This window comes from Streptomyces triculaminicus, from assembly GCF_017349075.1.
Taxonomy (GTDB): Bacteria; Actinomycetota; Actinomycetes; order Streptomycetales; family Streptomycetaceae; genus Streptomyces; species Streptomyces triculaminicus.
On record NZ_JAFMOF010000002.1, the window covers coordinates 841,926 to 863,583 of the forward strand.

The 21,658-nt window shown below is 72.1% G+C and carries 20 protein-coding genes; 11 read left to right on the forward strand and 9 right to left on the reverse strand.

The annotated features are described in order from the left end of the window. The first annotated feature begins 43 nt into the window (after window positions 1–43). Complete coding sequence (locus J1792_RS13825; RefSeq protein ID WP_086572242.1) at window positions 44–1,222, forward strand: phosphotransferase family protein; 1,179 nt, start codon at window positions 44–46, stop codon at window positions 1,220–1,222. On the opposite strand, the gene J1792_RS13830 is transcribed toward J1792_RS13825, so the two are convergent. Next, window positions 1,133–1,369: a hypothetical protein gene (locus tag J1792_RS13830; RefSeq protein WP_086572240.1), complete on the reverse strand. Its 237-nt coding sequence runs from the start codon at window positions 1,367–1,369 to the stop codon at window positions 1,133–1,135. The two genes, J1792_RS13825 and J1792_RS13830, sit on opposite strands and share 90 nt — an antisense overlap. Window positions 1,370–1,526: 157 nt before the next feature. Between J1792_RS13830 and J1792_RS13835 the strand changes: the two genes are divergently transcribed. The 4 genes from J1792_RS13835 to J1792_RS13850 are packed head-to-tail and all read left to right on the forward strand — an operon-like array spanning window position 1,527 to window position 4,892. Then, entirely contained in the window at window positions 1,527–2,069 is a 543-nt protein-coding gene (locus J1792_RS13835) for an RNA polymerase sigma factor (protein WP_143587750.1), read from the forward strand. Beyond that, complete coding sequence (locus tag J1792_RS13840) at window positions 2,053–2,784, forward strand: hypothetical protein (protein ID WP_143587749.1); 732 nt, start codon at window positions 2,053–2,055, stop codon at window positions 2,782–2,784. The genes J1792_RS13835 and J1792_RS13840 overlap by 17 nt, the downstream gene beginning before the upstream one ends. Window positions 2,785–2,829: 45 nt before the next feature. Continuing rightward, a complete protein-coding gene (locus J1792_RS13845; protein WP_207247344.1) occupies window positions 2,830–3,876 on the forward strand; it encodes an ROK family protein in 1,047 nt (348 codons plus the stop codon). Window positions 3,877–3,887: 11 nt separating this feature from the next. Continuing rightward, window positions 3,888–4,892, forward strand: coding sequence for an ROK family protein (locus tag J1792_RS13850; RefSeq protein WP_086572232.1), 1,005 nt, complete (start codon window positions 3,888–3,890; stop codon window positions 4,890–4,892). A gap of 104 nt (window positions 4,893–4,996) precedes the next feature. Here the strand turns inward: J1792_RS13850 and J1792_RS13855 are convergent, their stop codons facing one another. After that, entirely contained in the window at window positions 4,997–6,442 is a 1,446-nt protein-coding gene (locus J1792_RS13855) for a glyceraldehyde-3-phosphate dehydrogenase (protein ID WP_086570592.1), read from the reverse strand. 105 nt (window positions 6,443–6,547) lie between these two features. Next, entirely contained in the window at window positions 6,548–6,937 is a 390-nt protein-coding gene (locus J1792_RS13860) for a DUF488 domain-containing protein (protein ID WP_086570590.1), read from the reverse strand. Window positions 6,938–7,150: 213 nt separating this feature from the next. Here J1792_RS13860 and J1792_RS13865 point away from each other — a divergent pair, with 213 nt between their 5' ends. From J1792_RS13865 to J1792_RS13885, 5 genes are all read left to right on the forward strand, one after another. Next, on the forward strand, window positions 7,151–8,077 hold the full coding sequence (locus tag J1792_RS13865) for an NADP-dependent oxidoreductase (RefSeq protein ID WP_207247345.1): 927 nt from the start codon (window positions 7,151–7,153) through the stop codon (window positions 8,075–8,077). A gap of 69 nt (window positions 8,078–8,146) precedes the next feature. After that, window positions 8,147–9,085, forward strand: a complete 939-nt coding sequence (locus J1792_RS13870; RefSeq protein ID WP_086570585.1) for an AraC family transcriptional regulator — start codon at window positions 8,147–8,149, stop codon at window positions 9,083–9,085. A 386-nt stretch (window positions 9,086–9,471) separates the two neighbouring features. Next, the gene (locus tag J1792_RS13875) at window positions 9,472–10,899 is read left to right on the forward strand and encodes a family 2B encapsulin nanocompartment shell protein (protein ID WP_086570583.1); all 1,428 of its coding nucleotides are present in this window, start codon (window positions 9,472–9,474) and stop codon (window positions 10,897–10,899) included. A gap of 34 nt (window positions 10,900–10,933) precedes the next feature. Next, window positions 10,934–12,169 (forward strand): family 2 encapsulin nanocompartment cargo protein terpene cyclase, encoded by a 1,236-nt coding sequence (locus J1792_RS13880; RefSeq protein ID WP_307842980.1) that lies wholly within the window; start codon window positions 10,934–10,936, stop codon window positions 12,167–12,169. Between the two features lie 64 nt (window positions 12,170–12,233). Continuing rightward, window positions 12,234–13,091: a geranyl diphosphate 2-C-methyltransferase gene (locus tag J1792_RS13885; RefSeq protein ID WP_086570579.1), complete on the forward strand. Its 858-nt coding sequence runs from the start codon at window positions 12,234–12,236 to the stop codon at window positions 13,089–13,091. Between the two features lie 62 nt (window positions 13,092–13,153). On the opposite strand, the gene J1792_RS13890 is transcribed toward J1792_RS13885, so the two are convergent. After that, window positions 13,154–13,414: a UBP-type zinc finger domain-containing protein gene (locus J1792_RS13890; RefSeq protein WP_086570577.1), complete on the reverse strand. Its 261-nt coding sequence runs from the start codon at window positions 13,412–13,414 to the stop codon at window positions 13,154–13,156. 199 nt (window positions 13,415–13,613) lie between these two features. Here J1792_RS13890 and J1792_RS13895 point away from each other — a divergent pair, with 199 nt between their 5' ends. After that, window positions 13,614–15,356, forward strand: coding sequence for a pyruvate dehydrogenase (locus J1792_RS13895; RefSeq protein WP_086570575.1), 1,743 nt, complete (start codon window positions 13,614–13,616; stop codon window positions 15,354–15,356). 37 nt (window positions 15,357–15,393) lie between these two features. Here the strand turns inward: J1792_RS13895 and J1792_RS13900 are convergent, their stop codons facing one another. From J1792_RS13900 to J1792_RS13920, 5 genes are all read right to left on the reverse strand, one after another. Beyond that, window positions 15,394–16,533, reverse strand: a complete 1,140-nt coding sequence (locus J1792_RS13900; RefSeq protein ID WP_207247346.1) for an XdhC family protein — start codon at window positions 16,531–16,533, stop codon at window positions 15,394–15,396. A 37-nt stretch (window positions 16,534–16,570) separates the two neighbouring features. After that, window positions 16,571–18,757: a xanthine dehydrogenase family protein molybdopterin-binding subunit gene (locus tag J1792_RS13905; protein WP_207247347.1), complete on the reverse strand. Its 2,187-nt coding sequence runs from the start codon at window positions 18,755–18,757 to the stop codon at window positions 16,571–16,573. 5 nt (window positions 18,758–18,762) lie between these two features. Beyond that, the gene (locus J1792_RS13910; RefSeq protein WP_207247348.1) at window positions 18,763–19,746 is read right to left on the reverse strand and encodes an FAD binding domain-containing protein; all 984 of its coding nucleotides are present in this window, start codon (window positions 19,744–19,746) and stop codon (window positions 18,763–18,765) included. Then, on the reverse strand, window positions 19,739–20,272 hold the full coding sequence (locus tag J1792_RS13915) for a (2Fe-2S)-binding protein (protein WP_207247795.1): 534 nt from the start codon (window positions 20,270–20,272) through the stop codon (window positions 19,739–19,741). The genes J1792_RS13910 and J1792_RS13915 overlap by 8 nt, the downstream gene beginning before the upstream one ends. 202 nt (window positions 20,273–20,474) lie before the next feature. Next, the gene (locus tag J1792_RS13920; protein ID WP_207247349.1) at window positions 20,475–21,623 is read right to left on the reverse strand and encodes a substrate-binding domain-containing protein; all 1,149 of its coding nucleotides are present in this window, start codon (window positions 21,621–21,623) and stop codon (window positions 20,475–20,477) included. Between the last annotated feature and the right edge of the window lie 35 nt (window positions 21,624–21,658).

Sequence of the window (21,658 nt, forward strand, 5' to 3'; positions counted from 1 at the left end):
GCCCCCGGGCCGCCAGGCCCCGGACCACAGACATGGAGCAGGCATGCCCGTACCGCTGCAGCATGATCCCTGCCGCACCCGTGAAGCGATCACGCGTTGGCTGGCCGACCGGTTCCCCGGGGAAGGGACCCCCACGATCGGCTCCCTGAGCACCCCCGTAGAGACGGGGTTCAGCGGGCAGACGCTGCTGTGCGACGCGAGATGGGACCGGCAGGGCCGGAGCACGGTCCGGCCCCTCGCCATCAGGGTGGCTCCCGTCACCCACAGCCTGCTGCCGGAGTCCCCGTGGGGCCGTCAGGTCAGGCTTCAGGAACTGTTGGCCGGAACCGACGTACCGGTGGCCAGGGTTCACGGCAGCGAACCCTCCGGCGAACTCCTGGGCGCCCCCTTCGTCGTCATGGAACGGATCGACGGGCGGGTGCCGGGGGACATCCCCTCCTACCATCGGTCCGGCTGGCTGGCGGAACTCCGCCCGGCCGACCGCGCGCGGGTCTGGAACGGCGGTCTGCGGCTGATGGCGAGGCTCCACCGCCTGGAACCCGGCACCCTGGACCTGTCCTTCCTGGACGACCCCGCCCACGGCGGGGCCTACGGTCCCGTCGGCATTCGCCGCCAGTTCGGCGAATGCCTGGCGCATCTCGGGTTCTACGGCGTCCAGGACGACCCCGTCGTCGCGCGTGCCGCCGACTGGCTGCGGGAGAACCTCCCGGAGGAGCCCGACCCGCCGCGGCTGCTGTGGGGCGACGCCCGCATCGGCAACATCATCTACGCGGGGCAGACGCCGGCCGCCCTCCTGGACTGGGAGATGGCCACGCTCGGCGCACCGGAGAGCGACCTGGCCTGGTACCTCTTCACCGACCGCTACCTGAGCGAGGGCCTGGGCCTGCCACGGCTCCCCGGCCTGCCGGGCCGGCGGGAGACCGTCGCGACGTATGCCTCCCTCCTCGGCCGTCCACTGCGCGACCTCGCCTTCTACGACGTCTTCGCCGCCTTCCGGTTCGGCCTGCTCACGTCCCGGCTCACGCGCCTGATGACGAGCACGGGCATCCACTGGTCGGGCGGGCGGACGCCCTACCTGCGGTGTGCGGTCCTGCTCGCCAGGGTGCTGGACGAGGCCGGCGACGGGACCTCCTCACCCGTCGGCCCGGGGGCCGAGGACGAGGTGCAGGGTCGCCACGACCGCCGCCAGCACCCCGGCCACCACGGTGACCAGGACCGATGACGTCATCAGGTACGCGCCGCAGACGCTCGCCGTCATGCCGTCGACGAGCGCCACGACCTCCGTGGGGCTCGGCCGACGATTCGGGCCGGCAGTGGGGCCGGCGGGGTCGGAGTCGTCGGTGTGCCAGGTGCCGGTATCGCGCCTCATGAGGGCCTCACCTTCCTCGGGGCTTTAAGGAAGAAGGGGCGGAAGGCACCGTTCTCGTGCAACTTCCGTCCGAAGGACCGGTGCCGTCACCGGCCTTTGCACAATGCCGGCCCCTCGCGGCCCATAAGGGTGTGACCGACGCAGAGGAGGTGGCTGCGTGAGCCCCCAAGGAGATCACGGGGCCTTACCCGCCGAGTTGCCGGGATTCGCCGTCTTCTTTACGGCGGAGTATCCACGAGTCGTTCATAGCCTGATGAGAGCCGGGGCGACCTATGAGGAAGCCGAGGACGCCACACAGGACGCCATGCACGAACTCCTGCGCTCATGGCCGGACTGCAAGAATCCCGCGGGCTGGGTCCGCACGGTCGCCTGGCACGCGTACTGCAGGAAAGCCGAACGCAACCGCAAGCGACTGGCACTGGAATCGCGGAACGCCCGGCTCGCACGAGAGACGCCGGCCGGCCGTTCCGAACCGGGCGAGCACGAAAAGGTGGTGGAGATCCTGCGGGGTCTCCCCCCTCGGCAGGGACAGGTCCTGGCCCTGCATCTGGACGGTTACACCGCACAGGAAATCGCCGAGCTCATCAGCGTGAAGGCGAGCACCGTCCGCAGCAATCTGCGGCACGCCCTCGCCACGCTGCGCGGCTCACTGGAGAACTACGAGAAAAAAGAGGGAGGGTCGCATGTCAGCATGGGATGAGCGGGGTCTCGCAACGCGCAGGACCCAGCCGAAGGCCGCCAGAGATACCACCGCGTACGTACACCCGGCGTTCGAACGTTTTCTTCTGGCCGTCGAGACCGACGTCGAGAGCCGGCTCACCCCGGACGAAGTGGAGGACCGGCTGCGACGCCTCGTCGGGTCCGGGACGGCGGAGACGTCCGAGAGCCGCGCCCGGACGGCCGACGCGCCCGGCTTCGAGTCCCAGGCCGGCTGGGCCGCCTACGGCTACCGCGTCCTCCGGCTCTGGCTGTCGGCCGTCGCCACGACGGGCCGCCCCGGTGTGCGCCTCCAACGCGACGACATCGACGAGCTCGCGGTGGAGACGGTGGCGCGAGCACTGAACAGCTTCCGCGACCAGGCCCGGCAGCCGGTACCGGAACCGCAGGCGGCCGTCCCGGAACTGAAGGCGGCGTTCCTCACCGAGTGCGTACGGCACCTCCCCTACGTCAACCGGAGCCGTCACCTCACAGCCGAGCGGGGCTCCTTCGACGAGTTCGAGGACACGGACGAAGCCGATCTCGTCGGCGCGCTGTGGGACTGCGCGACCACCGAGCGGGCGGAGGAGCTGCGTCGCGTGGCCCGGGACGAGGACGGGGAGGGCGACGCCGACGAGCTCGTCACGCTGACGCCCATCGCCGTCCGTGCCGCGGTCCAGCGGTACCCGGAGGCGGTGGCCCCCGGATCGATAGCCTGACCCTCTCTCCTGAGCGCACCACCGGACGCAAGGTGGCACATGAACGTGAACGACGTGAAAGTGCGGCAGGTGCTGCGACGTTCGTACGAACTCGACCACGAGCGCTACGCGGTCGGCGTCGAACTCCAGCCGTACAAACTCACGGGGGTCGTCGTCGGGTCCGACGGAGTGGTGATGGCACGCGCCCGTCGGCATCTCACGGTCATGGAGGAGAAGGAGGTGGTCAAGCGCGTGGCGGAGCTGGCGGGCGATCTGGTCGACGACAGACTGGGCTGTGCCTTTCCCAGAAGCAGGGTGTGCGTGGGAGTCCAGGTGGGCGGCCCCGTCGATCCGGACACGGGCACGGTGCTCCACCTCGTCAACGGCCCCGACGACCACCGGCACGAGAAGCCGCCTCCGTACGAGTGGGTGGGCTACCCGCTCGGCGCGGAACTCGCCTCCATGATGGGCTGCGCGACGGCGGTGGAGAACGACGCGCACGCCTTCACGGCGTACGAGCAGAGCCTGGGGGTGGGCCGTACCAGCGCGACGTTCGGGGTCGTCCTCGTCCGCGACGGTGTGGGCGCCGGAATGGTCGTACGGGGCGAACGGATCTTCGCCCCGATGGAGTTCGGGCACCTCCAGGTGTGGCAGAGGGGCCGGATCTGCGACTGCGGGATGCGGGGGTGCATCGAAAGCCAGGTCGGGAACCGGGCGTTGACCGCCGTGGTCAAGGAACGGACCGGCCGGGAACTGGACGGGCTGGAGGCGGCGATCGCCCTCGCCGACGGCAACGACCCGCAGGCGGGCGATGCGGCGGCGGCCTTCCGCAAGGCCGGTACCTCGATCGCCCGCGGCATCGCGACGCTCCTCACCACGTTCGGGCCGACGCATGTGGTGGTCTACGCGGCGAAGGACCTCCTCGTCGGCGGCCCCGGGCACCGGGCGGCGAACTCCTTCCTCCAGGCCATGAGGAAGTTTCCCGCCCACACGTTTCACATCAGCAGGGACTGTCAGATCGTCACCAAACCGCTGGACGCCGTCCGTGGCGCGCACGGCGCCGCGCTGATCGCTCTGCAGAGTTGCTTCGACGTCCGGCTCCAACCCCGGTAGGAGTGTTCCCCATGCGCCCACGACCCCACGGTGACGGCCGGCTCTCGGTCGGACTCGACATCGGTGGCACGAAGATCGCGGCAGGAGTGGTCGACGCGGAGGGCCACGTCGTCGAACGGGTTCCGGCCGTGCCGAGCCCCACCGACCAGGCGGCCATCCTGAAGACCGTTTCCGTACTGGTCGAAGGCCTGCGCTCCCGCCATCCCGGGATCGTGGCCGTCGGCGTGGGAGCGGCGGGCCTGGTCCGCTGGCCCGAGGGCCGTATCCGGACCGCTCCCAACAACGCCTACCGCGATCTGCCGCTCCGGCGTCTGCTCCAGGAGTCCACCGGACTGCCGGCCGTCGTCGACAACGACGCCAACGCCGCCTGCTGGGCGGAGTACCGCGCGGGGCACAGCGCCTCGTACATGGCGTTCATCACCGTGGGCACCGGTGTCGGCGGCGGCCTCGTCCTGGACGATCGCCTCTTCCGGGGCCGTACCGGGATCGCCATGGAGGTCGGGCACATGATCGTCGACCCGTACGGCACCGAACGCTGCGGCTGCGGCACCGTCGGCTGTCTCGAGCCCCTGGCCTCCGGGCGGGCGCTCGGGCGCTACGGCGGCGTGGCGGCCGCGACGGATCCGGGCGGGACGCTGGCCACGCTCGCCGGCGGGCCCGACCGGGTGACCGGGGAGATGGTCTCCGCGGCCGCGCGCGCCGGAGACCCGGCCGCGTGTGCTCAGCTCGAGCGCCTCGGCCACTGGCTCGGCATCGGCGTCGCGACGCTCGTCAACCTCTTCGACATCGAGCTGGTGGTCGTCGGCGGCGGCGTCGCGGAGGCCGGCGACCTGCTGCTGGATCCCCTCCGCTCGAGCTTCGCCCGTTTCGTCACCGCCGCCGCCCACCGTGAGCTCCCGGACATCAGGCCCGCCCGCTTCGGGCCGGAGGCCGGGTGGGTGGGCGCGGCCCTCCTGGCCCTCGACCACGACCTCGACCTCGCCCACGACGAGGAGGACCCGGCCGGCGGGGCGTGAGGAACGACGAACCGCCGGACGGCCGTCACCTCGCACGAGGTGACGGCCGTCCGGCGGTTACCGGGCGCTCTTCAGGGCACCCGCAGCGGTCGGTCGGCCGCTGATCAGGCCCGCGGGGCCGGGAAGGTCGGGTACTCCACCCCGGAGACGTGCTGGACGACCCGGATGACCTGGCAGGAGTAGCCGAACTCGTTGTCGTACCACAGGTAGAGGATCGCGTTGTCGCCGTCGACCTTGGTGGCGCCGGCGTCGACGATCGAGGCGTGGCGCGAGCCGATGAAGTCGCTCGAGACCGCGTCGGGGGCGCTGATGAAGTCGATCTGGCGCTTGAGCGACGAGGTCAGCGAGACGTCGCGGAGGTAGTCGAGGACCTCCTCGCGGTTGGTCTCGCGACCGAGCCGCAGGCTGAGGATCGCGATCGAGACGTCCGGCACCGGGACGCGGATCGAGCTGCCGGTGATCGGCGCGTCGAGGTCGGGCAGCGCCTTGGCGACGGCGGAGGCGGCGCCGGTCTCGGTGATGACCATGTTGAGCGGCGCCGAGCGGCCGCGACGGTCGGAGCTGTGGTAGTTGTCCAGCAGGTTCTGGTCGTTGGTGAACGAGTGGACGGTCTCCACGTGGCCGCGCAGGACGCCGTACTCGTCCGCCATCGCCTTCAGCGGCGGGACGATCGCGTTGGTGGTGCAGGAGGCGCAGGAGATGATCTGCTCGTCCGGCTTGATCATGTCGTGGTTGACGCCGTGCACGATGTTGGGCACGTCACCCTTGCCGGGGGCGGTCAGGACGACCTTGTCGATGCCGGGGCGCAGGTGCTTGGACAGGCCCTCGCGGTCGCGCCACTTGCCGGTGTTGTCGATCAGGATGGCGTTCTTGATGCCGTACGCCGTGTAGTCGACCTTCGTCGGGTCGTCGGAGTAGATCACCGTGATCTCGTGACCATTGGCGATGATCTTGTTGTTCGCCTCGTCGACGGTGATCGTGCCCTGGAACTGCCCGTGGATGGAGTCACGGCGCAGCAGCGAGGCGCGCTTGACGATGTCCTGGCCCGCACCCTTGCGGACGACGATGGCGCGCAGTCGCAGGCCGTTGCCGGAGCCGGCCTTCTCGATGAGCAGGCGGGCGAGGAGGCGGCCGATGCGGCCGAAGCCGTAGAGGACGACGTCGCGCGGCTCGCGGCACTCGATCTTGTTCTCGCCGGTGGCGCCGGCGACGGCCTCGGCGGTGAACTCCGCAACCGACAGACCGCGGCCGTCGGCCTTGTAGGTCGCGGCGAGCATACCGATGTCGATCTGGGACGGGCCCAGGTCGAGCGTGGTGAGCGCCTGCAGGAACGGCAGGGTCTCGGTGACCGACAGCTCCTCACCGGCTATCTGGCGGGCGAATCGATGGGTCTTGAGGATGCTGACCACCGACTTGTTCACCAGGGAGCGGCTGTGGACCAGGACGGTGACGTCCTGCTCCCGGTGCAGCTTCCCGATGATCGGGATCATCGACTCCGCGATCTCCTCGCGGTTCTTCCAGTTTGTGAACGAGTCTTCGTTGACAGTCACAGGTCCATCTTTCGAGCTAGGCGGCGCTCATATGCTAACCCCACACTCTTTTGACCATTCAAGCGGTCAGCTCTGAGAGGGATGCCACACTCGGGCGGTATCTGCCTATTTGTCCCTGTCTGTCCCCGTAGTATTCCGCGTCAGCACCTCCTGGAGCACGGCCGCGGCGCTGATGTCGCTGTCCTTGGTCGCCGTCAGGAGGGTGAGGTTCCTGTGCCGGGCCAGCTCGCCGAGGTGCCGGAGGGCCTCCGTGTGGTCCGCGTCGCGCAGTTCCGCGCGATAGCGGCGGGAGAATTCGTCGAAGCGGGCGGGGTCGTGCCCGTACCAGGTGCGCAGCTCGGTGGAGGGTGCGACGTCCTTGCACCACTCGTCGAGCGCGGCCGCCTCCTTGCTCACGCCGCGCGGCCAGATGCGGTCGACGAGCACCCGGCCGCCGTCCGCCTTCTCGGGCGGGTCGTAGACCCTGCGCACCCGCACCCGCCGTGATCGTTCCACGGACCCATAGTCGGCCCGGGGCGGGCGGGACGCACCCCGGAGCGCACCCCGGGGCGGTCCTCGGGGCGGGATGGCCGAGCGTCCCGGCCATCAAGACGATGGGACATCTTTCGAAGACTCGGAGATATTCATCGGCTCGTTGGATCTTCCTAGTGTTGGGGACATCAACCACCGGGGACGCCACCCCGGACCACCAGCAGGGGAGAGACCACCATGCGCGCTGTCATCCAGAAGTCCTTCGGAGGCCCCGAGGTCCTGGAGGTCGTCGAGACCGACCGGCCCACCCCGCTCGGCGGCGAGGTCCTCGTCCGGGTCCACGCCAGCGGCGTGAACCCCGTGGACGTGGCGGTCAGGTCCGGCGCCTACCCGCTGCTCGGTGAGCCGCCCTTCGGCGTCGGCTGGGACATCTCCGGCGTCGTCGAGGAGGCCGGGCCCGGCGCCCGCTTCAAGCCGGGCGACGAGGTCTTCGGCATGCCGTTCTTCCCGCGCGCCGCCACGGGCTACGCGGAGTACGTCGCCGTCCCGTCCCGCCAGGTGGCCCGCAAGCCCGCCACCCTCGACCACGTGCACGCCGCGGCCGTCCCCCTGGCCGCGCTCACCGCCTGGCAGGGCCTGGTGGACGCGGCCGGACTCGCCGAAGGGCAGCGGGTGCTGATCCACCGCGCGGCCGGCGGCGTCGGTCACTTCGCCGTGCAGATCGCCAAGGCCCGCGGCGCCCACGTGATCGCCATGGCGAGCGCCCCCAAGCACGACTTCGTACGGAGCCTGGGCGCCGACGAGGTCATCGACTACCGCACCACCGACTTCACCGAGGCGGTCAAGGACGTCGACGTCGTCTTCGACTCCTCGTCCGAGGGCGTGCGTTCCCTCGCCGTCCTGCGCCCCGGCGGCACGCTCGTGAGCATCATGGAGCACTGGAACCAGGAGCTCGCCGCCCGGGTCGAGGCCGCCGGCCGCCGCTTCGCCGGCGTCAGCGTCGAACCCGACTACGCCTCGCTGGAGGCCATCGCCGCCCTCGTGGACGCCGGCCGCGTCCGGCCCCACGTCGCCGCGACGTTCCCGCTGGCCGAGGCCGCCAAGGCCCACGAGATGGTCGAGTCGGGCCGGACCCAGGGCAAGATCGCCCTGACCGTCGACTGACACGGACCGGGCCGAAGAGCGGCCGCCCGGCGACGGGGGAGCCATGAAGAGGAAAGAGGGGGAACGGCGTTGGACATCCTGACCGAGGCGCTGAGCTCGATGCGGACCGGGCGACCCACGTCCGTACGCACCCACGGCCGTGCGCCCTGGGGCCTGCGCCTTCCCCCGGTCGCCGGAGCCGGCTTCCACGTGGTGCTCTCCGGCACCTGCTGGATCGTGCCCCTCGGCGACGCGCCCCACCTGAAGCCGATCGCCCTCGGCCCGGGTGACGTGGTCTTCCTGCGCGACGGCCGCGGGCACATCCTCGCCGACCACCCCTCCACACCGGCCGAGGTGGAACGGCCCGAGCAGTTCCGGCCGGGATCACCCATCGGCACGGTCACGATCGGCGGCGACGGCCCCCGCACCAGCCTCCTGTGCGGCAACTACCACCTGGACCAGGGGCGCCCCCACCCCCTGGTGCGCCAGCTCCCCGAGATCGTCCACCTCCCCGCCGGCAACGGCCGCCACCCCGAACTGAGCGCCGCCGTCCAACTCCTCGGCGCCGAACTGGAGAACCCCCGCAGCGGCTCGCACGGCATCGTCCCCGCGCTGATCGACGCGCTGCTCCTCTACATCCTGCGCGCCTGGCTCGAGGACCGGCCGCCGACGGCGGCCAAGGGCTGGGCCGACGCACTCGGCGACCCGGCGGTCGCCCCGGCCCTGGCAGCCGTCCACGAGGACCCGGCCGCCCAGTGGACCGTCGAGTCGCTGGCCGAGCGCGCGGGGCTGTCCCGTGCGGCCTTCTCCCGCCGCTTCACCGCGCTCGTCGGCGAGCCGCCCATGGCCTATCTGACCCGCTGGCGCATGACGACCGCCGCCAAGTTGCTGCGCGAGTCCGACGCCCCGCTCACGACCGTCGCGGCCCGGACCGGCTACGGCTCCGAGTACGCCTTCGCCAAGGCCTTCAAGCGCGAGTACGGCCAGGCCCCCGGCGGCTACCGCCGCACGTCCGGCACCGCCGCCTGAGCCCGCCGCGCGCGTGCGGCCTTTTAGCCCACGGGGCAGGCTCCTGTCGAACCTGACGGATCGATATCAGCCGCCTCGATCGCCGGCCGCACTGCGGCAGGGGTGGCGCGAAAACCCCTGATCCGGCGCGGTCGAAAGAGAGGAATTCGCGCCAAAGCGGTCCTTGTCTCCGCCCCCGGTCCGGCGGGGCGTCGCCGAATCCGGGGTGGGGGGTGCGTGCCCCCGTCCGTTCGGTGGCGTGAACACGTTGTTGCCGCCCGGGCAATGTCGACCAACATCATTAAGCGCTGCTTCACTTGCGCGGCGGGAGCTCCTTGTCGCCCGATCGGGCGACTGCGAGGGGCTCCCTCTTGACGCATGCGCCCAGAGGGAAGGGACCACCGCCGATGGCGACCGCAGCGCACCGGCAGCAGCCGGAGCAGCCCGAACAGCAGGCGGCACGAGCCCAGCTCAGCCTGGGGATCGACGCCGCGCGGAACCTCGCGACCACCACCAAGAGCGTGCCCCAGATGCAGGGCCTCAGCTCGCGGTGGCTGCTGCGCATGCTGCCCTGGGTGGAGGTGAAGGGCGGCACGTACCGGGTCAACCGGCGCCTGGCGTACGAGGTCGGCGACGGCCGCGTCACCTTCGTCCAGGACGGGGCCGCGGTCAGGGTCGTCCCGGCGGAGCTGGGCGAACTGCCGCTGCTGCGCGGGTTCCACGACGGCGAGGCGCTGCGGGCGCTGGCCGAACGCTGCGGGCAGTACGAGTACGCGCCCGGCGAGGTCATCGCCGAGCGGGGCCGGCCCGTCGACCATGTCTACCTGATCGTGCGCGGCAAGGTGGAGAAGGCCGGCACCGGAAAGTACGGCGAGGAGATCCGGCGCGGCGTGCTGGCCGACGGCGGATTCTTCGGCGCCGAGGCGGTGGCCGACGAGCCGGGCGCATGGGAGTTCACGGCGCGCGCCATGACGGCGTGCACCGTCCTGGCCCTGCCCCGGGCCGCGTACGAGGAGGTCGCGGGCCGCCACCAGCGGCTGCGCGCCCACGTCCGGCAGCGTCAGGCCGAGCAGGCGCGGCCGCGCAACAGGAAGGGCGAGGCGAACATCGACCTCGCCGCCGGCCACACCGGCGAGCCGGTGCTGCCCGCCACCTTCGTCGACTACGAACTCGCCCCCCGGGAGTACGAACTGAGCGTCGCTCAGACCGTCCTGAGGGTGCACACCCGGGTCGCCGACCTCTACAACGACCCGATGGACCAGGTCGAGCAGCAGCTGCGGCTGACCATCGAGGCGCTGCGCGAGCGCCAGGAGTCCGAGCTGGTCAACAACCGCGAGTTCGGCCTGCTGCACAACGCCGACCACAGCCAGCGCATCTCCACCCACTCCGGGCCGCCCACCCCCGACGACATGGACGAGCTGCTGAGCATGCGGCGGGGGACCAAGGCCTTCTTCGCCCACCCCCGGGCCATCTCCGCTCTCGCCCGCGAGTGCAACAAGCGGGGGCTCTCCTTCGACAGCGCCGACATGGGCGGCCACCCCGTCCCCGCCTGGCGCGGCGTGCCGATCCTGCCGTGCGGCAAGATCCCCGTCTCCGACGAGGGCACGTCCTCCATCCTCGCGATGCGTCTGGGCGAGGATGCGCAGGGAGTGGTCGGCCTGCGGCAGACAGGCATCCCCGACGAGTACGAACCGGGCCTGAACGTACGGTTCATGGGCATCAACGATCAAGCCCTGATCTCCTACCTGGTGAGCACGTACTATTCGGCAGCCGTTCTCGTCCCGGACGCGCTCGGTGTCCTGGAGAACGTCGAGGTCTTCCACACCCCGTCCTGACGGGCACCACCCCCGGAACGGAGAGAAGTCACCTGTGTCATTGCTGTCCCGGATCACCGCGCCCACGGCCGGTCACGACGTGGCGCGGCTCGTGGCCACGCTGCTCACCCACCATCCCGGCGTGCACCGTTCCGCGCCGAAGGACCTGCCCGGAACCGTCCTCGACCCGGTGGGCGCCCGCCTGCCCACCGGGCCGACGGGGCTGGGCACCGCCGCCGCCCGCGTCACGGCCCGGAAACCGGCCGGAGGCGGCATCTCCGCTGTTCCGGCCGTCGGCAGCGCCTCCGGTGACCCGGCCGAAAGCGGCACCTCCGGCGTCCCCGAGCTGTACTGCCCGCCCGCGCTCCGGGACGACCCGGCGCTCGGCCGGGAGGTCAACGACCGGCTGGCGGCATGGGCCGGCGAGGTCGGTCTCTACGCCGGCCGCCTCGACCGCGTCCAGGCGGCCGACTTCGGGCGCCTGATGATGCTGGCCCACCCCGACACCGACGATCCGGACAGGCTGCTGGCGGCGGCCAAGTGCGCACTGGCGGAATGGGCCACGGACGATTACTACTGCGACGACGAGACCATGGGCTCCCGTCCCGAGCTCCTCGGCTCGCATCTCGGGCTCGCCTACCCGGTCGTCGACCCCGCGCACCTGCCGGCCCGTTACGTCGCCGCGTGGGAGCGGGAGGTGAGCGCCGACCCGGTCAGGGTCGCCCTGCGCTCGGGCCTCGAGCACCTGTCCCGCTACGCGGAGCCGTCCCAGATGGCCCGGCTGCGGCACGAGGTCGCCGTCCTCTTCGTCGGCTACGGCCAGGAGGGCTCCTGGCGCTCCCGTGGCCACATGCCCGGCGTCCACGAGTACCTGGCCCACCGTCAGATGAACAGCTTCCTGCCCTGCGTCGCCCTGACCGACGTGGTGGGCGGTTACGCGCTCACCGCCACCGAGTACGCCGACCCGCGCGTGCGCCGTGCCGTCACGATGGCCGCCACCGCCGCCACGCTCGTCAACGACCTGTACTCGATGGCCAAGGAACACGACTCCTCGGGCGTGGAGTTCAACCTCCCCACCGTGATCGCCGAGGAGGAGCGGTGCTCGCCGCGCGAGGCGATCGAGCGCAGCGCGGAGATCCATGACGAGCTGGTGCGCGCCTTCGAGGCGGAGGCGGCGGCCCTCGTCCTCACCGGCTCGCTCCCACTCCGCCGGTTCCTCGCGGGGGTGTGGGCCTGGCTCGGCGGCAACCGCGAATGGCACGCCGGCAGCCCCCGCTACAACGGCGCGTAACACCGCCTCTCTCCCTCTTCTTCGTCACCGCACACCTCCCCACGCATGCAGTAAGGAGCATTCCATGACGACCACGCCCGCCCCCGCCGGCGTCCTGCGCACCGCCTACCAGAAGTCGGTCGCGGAGTACTGGAACAACGAGAAGGACCCGGTCAACCTGCGTCTGGGCGACGTCGACGGCCTCTACCACCACCACTACGGGATCGGCGACTACGACCCCTCCGTCCTGGAGGGCCCCGAGGAGACCCGCGACGCCCGCATCATCGAGGAGCTGCACCGGCTGGAGTCGGCCCAGGCCGACGTCCTCCTCGACCACCTGGGCCCCGTCGCCCCCGACCAGCGCCTGCTGGACGCCGGCTGCGGCCGGGGCGGCACCAGCATCATGGCCAACGCCCGCTTCGGCTGCCAGGTCGACGGCGTGTCCATCTCCCAGTCCCAGGTCGACTTCGCCAACGGCCAGGCCGCCAAGCGCGGCGTGGACGACAAGGTCTGCTACCACTTCGCCAACATGCTGGACACCGGCTTCCCCACCGGCGCCTTCCAGGGCATCTGGAACAACGAGTCCACCATGTACGTGGACCTGCACGAGCTCTTCTCCGAGCACGCCCGCCAGCTCGCCTACGGCGGCCGCTACGTCACCATCACCGGCTGCTACAACGACGTGACGGGCGGTCGTTCCAAGGCGGTCAGCCGCATCGACGAGCACTACACCTGCAACATCCACCCGCGCAGCGCCTACTTCAAGGCCATGGCCGCCAACGGCCTCGTGCCCATCAACGTCGTCGACCTCACGGCGGCCACGATCCCCTACTGGGAGCTGCGCGCCCAGTCCTCCCTCGCCACCGGCGTCGAGGACCCCTTCCTGACCGCCTACCGCGAGGGCAGCTTCCACTACCTGCTCATCGCCGCCGACCGCGTCTGACCCAGGGCCCACGGCCCATGCCCCACGCGGATCCGCGGCGTCCGGTGCTCGCCGCGGATCCGTCAGACCATGGCCTGGTGGACGTAGCACCAGCGCCAGTCCTCGCCCGGTTCGAAGGACTGGGCGATGGGGTGGCCGGCTTCGTCGGCGTGGAGGCCGGCGTGCTTGTTCGGGGAGGAGTCGCAGCACCCCACGTGTCCGCAGGTCAGACACAGTCGCAGATGCACCCAGGGTGAGCCGATGCGCAGGCACTCCTCGCAGCCCTGGGGGGTGCGGGGGGTCACGGGGCGTACGAGCTCGAGGTGCGGGTCGGGTCGCGTCATGGCGGTTCCTTCTCCGAGGATCTCCAGCCTGACAGTGCGAGGTGCCCGCGGCAATCCGAGGACGGTCCGAGGGCGGTCCGAGGGGCCGTGAGCCGTGTGCGGGTGCACCGCCAGGTGTTCTGTGGATGGATGGGGGCAGGGGCGGGGAGACCGGCCGGTGCCGGTCGCGTACGACCGCGATCCGGGAGGAAGGGTTCCCATGCCGAAGGAGACGGTGGCCGAGCAGTTCGTCGGCATCCTGGCGCGCGCCGGGGTGCGCAGGCTCTACGGGGTCGTCGGGGACAGCCTCAACCCGGTCGTGGACGCCGTGCGCCGCAACGCCGGCATCGACTGGGTCCAGGTCCGCCACGAGGAGGCCGCCGCCTTCGCGGCGGGCGCGGAGGCCCAGCTGACCGGCAAGCTGGCCGCCTGCGCGGGCTCCTGCGGGCCGGGCAACCTGCACCTCATCAACGGCCTCTACGACGCCCACCGCTCCATGGCCCCCGTGCTCGCCCTGGCCTCGCACATCCCCAGCGGCGAGATCGGCACCGGCTTCTTCCAGGAGACCCACCCCGACCAGCTCTTCCGCGAGTGCAGCCACTACTGCGAGCTCGTCTCCAGCCCCCGGCAGATGCCGCGGGTGCTGCGGACCGGCATCCAGAACGCCATCGGCCGCGGCGGCGTCAGCGTCATCGTGCTGCCCGGCGACGTCGCGGGCGAGCAGGCCACGACGCCCGCGAGCGAGCACGCGCTGGTCACCGCCCGCCCCTCGGTACGGCCCGGCGACGCGGAGATCGACGCGCTCGCCCGGATGGTCGACGAGGCGGGAAAGGTGACGCTGTTCTGCGGCAGCGGCACGGCGGGCGCCCACGAGGAGGTCATGCGGTTCGCGGAGCGGGTGAAGGCCCCGGTCGGGCACGCGCTGCGCGGCAAGGAGTGGATCCAGTACGACAATCCGTACGACGTGGGCATGAGCGGCCTGCTCGGCTACGGGGCCGCCTACGAGGCCACCCACGCCTGCGACCTGCTGATCCTGCTGGGCACCGACTTCCCGTACAACGCCTTCCTGCCGGACGACGTGAAGATCGTCCAGGTGGACGTGCGGCCCGAGCACCTGGGCCGGCGGTCCGCGCTCGACCTCGCGGTGTGGGGCGACGTCCGCGAGACGCTGCGCTGCCTGACGCCCCGGGTGCGGGTCAAGAGCAGCCGGAAGTTCCTCGACAAGATGCTCGCCAAGCACGCCGACGCCCTCGAGGGGGTCGTCAAGGCGTACACGCGGAAGGTGGAGAAGCGCACGCCGATCCACCCGGAGTACGTGGCCTCCGTCCTGGACGAGGAGGCCGCCGACGACGCGGTCTTCACCGTGGACACCGGGATGAACAACGTGTGGGCCGCCCGCTACCTCACCCCCAACGGCCGACGCCGCGTCATCGGCTCCTTCACCCACGGCTCGATGGCGAACGCCCTTCCCCAGGCGATCGGGGCGCAGTTCCTCGACCCGGGCCGGCAGGTCGTCTCCATGTCCGGTGACGGCGGGTTCACCATGCTGATGGGCGACTTCCTGACGCTGGTCCAGTACGGCCTGCCGGTGAAGGTCGTGCTGTTCAACAACTCGTCGCTGGGCATGGTGGAGCTGGAGATGATGGTGGGCGGCCTGCCGTCGTACGGCACGTCCAACCACAACCCCGACTTCGCGGCCATCGCCACCGCGGCCGGCGCGTACGGGGTACGGGTGGAGAAGCCGAAGCAGGTGCGGGGCGCCCTGCGGGACGCCTTCCGGCACCGGGGACCGGCGCTGGTGGACATCGTGACCGACCCCAACGCCCTGTCGATCCCCCCGAAGATCACCGCGGACATGGTGAGCGGCTTCGCCCTCTCGGCGGGAAGGATGGTCCTGGAGGGCGGCGTGGGACGGATGGCCCAGATGGCGCGCTCCAACCTGCGCAACATCCCCCGCCCCTGAGCTCTGGTGACCCCCCGGGTTTGGCACGGGAGCCCGGTCACGTGGGGCGTCGGCCGTGGCACAGGGCCGCCGCGCCCTCGCGGTGGATGGGGGCGCCGGTGCCGGTGAGGGGGCGTCCGGTGCCGCCGTGGCGTGCGGCGACGATCTCGCTCGCGATGGACAGGGCGGTCTCCTCGGGGGTACGGGCGCCCAGGTCGAGGCCGATGGGCGACCGCAGACGCGCCAGTTCCGCCTCGGTCAGGCCCGCCGCGCGCAGGCGCCGCAGGCGCTCGTGGTGGGTGCGGTGCGAGCCCATCGCGCCCACGTAGGCGACGGGCAGCCGCAACGCCCGTTCCAGCAGCGGCACGTCGAACCTGGCGTCGTGGGTGAGCACGCACAGGACGGCGCGCTCGTCGAGGCGCTGGGAGTCGAGGTAGCGGTGGGGCCAGTCGACGACGACCTCGTCGGCCTGCGGGAAACGTTCCTTCGTGGCGAAGACGGCGCGGGCGTCGCACACCGTCACCCGGTGGCCGAGGAACGCGCCGACGCCCGCGAGCGCGGCGGCGAAGTCGACCGCACCGAAGACGATCATGCGGGGCGGCGGAACGGCGGTCTCGATCAGCAGCGTCCTCGCCGGCCCGTACCGCGAGCCGTCGTCGCCGACGCGGACCGTCGACGTGCCGCCGGAGGCGAGCATCGCGCGCGCCCGGACGGCGGCCGCGTCCTCCAGCAGCCCGTCGCCGCCGAGCGAGCCCGTCGGCGGGCCGTCGGGCCTGACCAGCAGGGCATGACCGGCGGGGCCGTCGAGGGCCCGGACGAGCGCCACCGCCTCGCCCCCGGCGGCGGCCGTCAGCGCGGCGGCGAGCGTGGTGGCGCCGGGCGCGCCCGCGCGGACCGGGGTGACGAGGACGTCGATCGCACCGCCGCAGGACAGGCCGACCGCGAAGGGGTCGTCCTCGTCGTAGCCGAAGCGCTCGAGCACGCTCTCGCCGGTGGTCAGCGCCTGGCGGCACAGGTCGTACACCGCCGCCTCCACGCATCCGCCGGAGACGGATCCGGCCGCCGTGCCGTCGGCGTCGACGGCGAGGGTGGCTCCGGGCCGCCGGGGGGTGCTGCCGTCGGCGGCCACCACGGTGGCGACGGCGAAGTCGCGCCCTCGCGCGCACCACCGGCTCAGCTCGGGGGCGATGTCCAGCACGGTTGACGCTCCTGGTGTCGACGCCTGCGGGCCGGGTCTAGAGCAACTGCTCGAGGGTGATGGGCAGCCGGCGGACGCGGATGCCGGTGGCGTGGAACACGGCGTTCGCGATGGCGGCCGGGGTGCCGGGGACGCCGAGTTCGCCGCACCCCTTGGTGCCGTTGGGGGAGGTGGGGTCCGGGCCGCCGACGAAGTGCACCTCCAGGTCGGGGATGTCGGCGTTGACGGCGACGAGGTAGTCGCCGAAGGTGCCGTTGGCGATGCGTCCGGTGCGGGTCTCGGTCACGGTGTGCTCGAAGAGGGCCATGCCGATGCCGCCGACGGTCCCGCCGACGATCTGGCCGCGCGCGGTCTTCTCGTTGAGGACGCGCCCGCAGTGCGCGGCGGTCACCAGCCGCGCCACCCGGACCGTGCCGAGGTCCTCGTCCACGTGCACCTCAGCGAACTTGGCGGCGTAAGGGCCGGTGGGGACCACGGGCAGGTCCTCCTTCGGCGCCTCGGCCGACCCTTCGGCGGTCAGCTCGTCCTGCCGGTGCCGGGTGAGGATCTCCGTATAGCTCTCACCGCGTCCGTCGTCCTCGCGCACGATGCGGCCGTCCTCGACCCGTACGTCGTCCACGTCCGCTCCCCGCAGGGGAGAGTCCGTGTCGTCGCGGACCAGGTCCAGGAAGGAGCGGATCAGGTTCCGCCGGGCGTCGTGGAGGGCCGAGCCCATGCTGCCGGTGAGCCCGGAGCCGCCGGCCGAGGGCGCCCGCGGCAGGGAGCTGTCGCCCAGGACGACGCGCACCCGCCCCAGCGGCAGGCCCAGCAGCTCAGCCGCCAGCTGGGTCATCACGGTGTACGTGCCGGTGCCCAGGTCCATGCCCGCGCTGCCCACCACCGCCTGGCCGTCCCGGGTGACCGTGATCCGTGCCGCGCACGAGGCCTGGTAGAAGAAGAACGACGTGCCGGCCATGCCGTAGCCCACCAGGGTCCGGCCCCGGCGCATGGAGCGCGGTTCGGGGTCGCGGCGCGACCAGCCGAACTTCTCGGCGCCGGTGCGGTAGCAGGCGCGCAGCTCGTTGCTCGACCAGCGCTGCCCCGTCACCGGGTGTACGTCGGCGTGGTTGCGCAGCCGCAGCTCGAGGGGGTCCATGCCCAGCTCGTGGGCGAGTTCGTCCAGGGCGCTCTCCAGCGCGAAGTTGCCCTGGGCGTCGCCGGGGGCACGCATCGAGCCGGGCGAGGGCACGTGCAGGCGGATCTGGACGTCGCGGGCGGAGATGTTGGGGCTGGCGTAGCCCGACAGCGAGCACCGGGAGACGTGCTCGTAGTTGGCGTCGTCGATCGAGAGGGTCTGCCACGCCTCGTGGTCGATCGCGGTGATCCGCCCGTCGCGGGTGGCACCGATCCTGAGGGTCTGCCGGGTGTCGGGGCGGTGCCCGACGGAGGTGAACATCTGCTTGCGGGTCAGCACCAGCTTCACCGGCCGCCCCACCTGGCGTGCGGCGACCGCGGCGAGGACCGTGTGCTGCCAGGTGCGCAGCCCCGCGCCGAAGCCGCCGCCGAGGTAGGGCGCCAGGACCCGGACGGAGTCCCGCGGTGCCTTGAGGACGTTCGCGAGGTCGCTTCGGGTACGGGAGGGGCCCTGGGTGCAGTCGTGGACGGTGAGCTCGTCGCCGTCCCAGGAGGCGACGGTGGCGAACGGGCCCATCGGGTTGTTGGTGTTCGCCGCCGTGCGGTACGTCCGCTCGACGCGTACGGGCGCCTCGGCCAGGGCCTTGTCGACGTCGCCGGTCGCGTCGTCGGTCCCGAACGGGTCGCGGACGTGCTCGGCGCGCGGATTCTCGATGTCCACGACGGGCTCGGCCCGCGCGTAGAGCACCGTGACCAGCCGGGCTGCTTCGGTCGCCTGCTCGAAGGTCTCGGCCACCACCACCGCGATGGTCTGGCCGTGGTGGACGATCCGGTCGCTCTGCAGCGGGGGCGGCGGCACCGGCCCCCCTTCGCCCTGTGCCGCGCACAGCTCGGGGGCGTTCTCGTGGGTGATCACCGCGAGCACGCCCGGGGCGGCCTCGGCCGCCGAGGTGTCGAGGGCGGCGACGCGCCCGGCCGCGATGGTGCTCTGCACCAGGACGGCGTGCGCGACGTCCGGAGGATCGTGGTCCGTGGGGTAGGCGGCGCGGCCGCTGACCTTGACCCGGGCGTCGACGCGGTCGACCCCCTCACCGACGACGGCACGGTCCATGGCGCTCAGCTCTCCTCCGACAGGATGCTCAGCATCCGTACGACGGCTCTCCTGCCGAGCTCGATCTTGAAACCGTTGCCGGGCAGGCCCACCGCCCCGCTCAGGGCCGCCTCGGCGGCCGCCGCGAAGACCTCCCGGTCCGGCGCCGCGCCCCGCAGCAGCTCCTCGGCACGGGGCACCCGCCAGGGGACGGTGCCCACACCGCCCAGCGCGAGGTGGGCGGCGCGGATCGTCCCGCCGTCGATCAGCAGGGCGGCCGCCACGGACGCCAGCGCGAACTCGTAGCTGGCGCGGTCGCGGACCTTCAGATACCCCGAGCGCGTTCCGCGGGGCAGCAGCGGAATCTCCAGATGCGTGATCATCTCCCCGTGCTCGAGGACGTTCTCCACCTGCGGGGTCTCGCCCGGAACGCGGTAGAACTCCGTCAGCGGCACCATGCGCTCCGCGCCCTGCCCCCGGATCCGCACCGAGGCCCCCAGAGCGGTCAGGGGCACCGCCACGTCCGAGGCGTGGGTGGCCACGCACCACGAACTGGCGCCCAGGACCGCGTGCATCCGGTGGAATCCGTCGAGGGCGGCGCATCCGGCACCCGGATCGCGCTTGTTGCAGGCCGTGCTCGGGTCGCGGAAGTAGCGGCAGCGCGTGCGCTGCAGGAGATTGCCGCCCACGGTGGCCATGTGCCGCAACTGCGGCGAGGCCCCCAGGAGCAGCGCCTGGCGCACCAGCGGCAGCCGCCGCGCCACGACGTCGTGCGCGGCGAGCTCCTCCATCGTGGTCAGCGCCCCGACGATCAGCGTGTCGTCGTCGCCGCTCACCTCGCGCAGGGGCAGCCGGGTGATGTCCACCACCTTCAGGGGCCGGAACACCTCGTCCTTCATCAGGTCCACCTGTGTGGTGCCCCCGGCGAGGAACGCGGCTTCCGGGTCCGCCGAGACCTCGGCGATCGCCTCGTCGACGCCGGTGGCCCGGACGTAGGTGAAGCTACGCATGGTCGCCCCGGGCCGCGACCTCGCGGATCGCCGCAACGATGTGGGGATAGGTGCCGCAGCGGCACAGGTTGCCGCTCATGAACTCCCTGATCTCCTCGTCGGAGCCCGCCCGGCCCTCCTCGAGGAGGGCCACGGCCGACATGATCTGGCCGGAGGTGCAGTAGCCGCACTGCAGGCCGTCGTGCCGGACGAACGCCTCCTGCATCGGATGCGGGGTGCCGTCCCGCTCGAGCCCCTCGATCGTGCGCACCTCGCGTCCGTCGGCGCTCGCGGCGAGCATCAGGCAGGACAGCATCCGCCGGCCGTCGACGTGCACCGTGCACGCCCCGCACTGTCCCTGGTCGCAGCCCTTCTTGGTGCCGGTGAGCTTCAGCCCGTCCCGCAAGGCGTCCAGGAGCGTGGTGCGGGTGTCCACCTCGAGCCGCCGCTCGGTGCCGTTCACCCGCAGGGACACCGGCACCCGGGCGACCCCCGGGGCCCGCTGCCCGGGCGCCGTGCGGGCCTGTGCCGCTGCCGATTCGTCCATGGTCACCGCCGGCCTCCGTGGGCCTGCCGGGGCAGGCTCCTCGACGAGCTGCCTGAAAGGTCGCATAAGCCGGAATTCGGCTGATGGGTCGGCGTGATCCTACGTCCGGCCGGCGCGCGGGCGGTGACGACACGTCGGCCCGGGGGGCCGGCGGCGTGAACAGTCCGTCCCGCCGGCCGGGACGTCACGCCGTCACCGTGCCTCACCCGCCCCAGACCTTCCGGTACGTCTCGCGGTAGCCGGGCGGATCCCAGGTGGTGAGCCCGCCGCTGTTGGCGGCCGTGGCGATGTGCACGGGGGCGACGTAGCCGCTGGGCGGCTCGCCGGAGAAGGCGCGGTTGAACTCGTCGACGATCTGCCAGCCCTGTTCGGAGAGCGCCTCGGGGACCGTGGCCGCCTGGAACTGCCCGCTGTTGATGCGCTGGAAGGCCGAGGGGTCGCCGTCGCCCGCGCCGATGTTGAAGGGGGCGGCGGCCCCCTTCCTGCGGGCCGCGCGCAGGGCCGGGGCGGCGTCGGCGAAGTAGACGTCGTTGATGGCGACGGAGTGGGTCCACTCCTCGGGGAAGCGGGAGAGCAGTGCGGAGACCTCTTGGGGCGTGCGGCTGCTGGTGTCCGAGAGCGGGATGTTCTCCTCCGCCAGGATCCTCGCCCCGGCGCAGGTCGCCAGCTCCTTCTTGATCAGGTCGGACTTGTTCCTGGCGAAGGGGATCGAGGCGTCGGTGAAGACCACCACTCCGGCGTCGCCGTGGGAGTGCGCGATGACCCAGTCGGCGCTGATCCGCGCGACGTCCTCCACTTCGGTGGTGACGTTGGTGAAGAGCTCGGGGTCCTCGCTCGGGCCGGGGGCGGCGACGGCGTGCCAGCCGATGAGCGGGATGTGCTCCGCCGTGGCCCGCGCGACCTGGGGGGACGTCAGAAGGGGGTCGAAGCCGGCGATGACGATGCCCGAGGGCCGCAGGGCGATCGCCTCGCTGAACGCCGCCTGGATCCCGGCGGGGGTGCCCTGGCCGTCGATCACCCGGACGTTCCAGCCGGTGGCCTTCGCGGCCTCCCGCAGGCCCTGGGCGACCCCCGCGACGCCGGGATTGGTCATGGTCTGCGCGACGAAGACGAGCGACTTGCCGGGGACGGCCCGGGGGCCGGACGCGGGTACGCCCCGGCCAGGGTCGGTCCGCTCGGCCTGCCGGACGGCCGCCTCGGCCCGGGCGAGGGCGGCGGGGCAGCCCGCCGTCGCCGTACGCGTGGGGGAGGGCGCGCCGCCGGTCGACGCGCCGCGCTCGCAGCCGGTGAGCACGGCGGCCGCCACCAGGAGGACCGCGACCCCCTGGGCACTCCTGCGGTTCGCGGGCACGGGCGCTCCTTGCTCGGGGACGGCGGGGCGGGCGG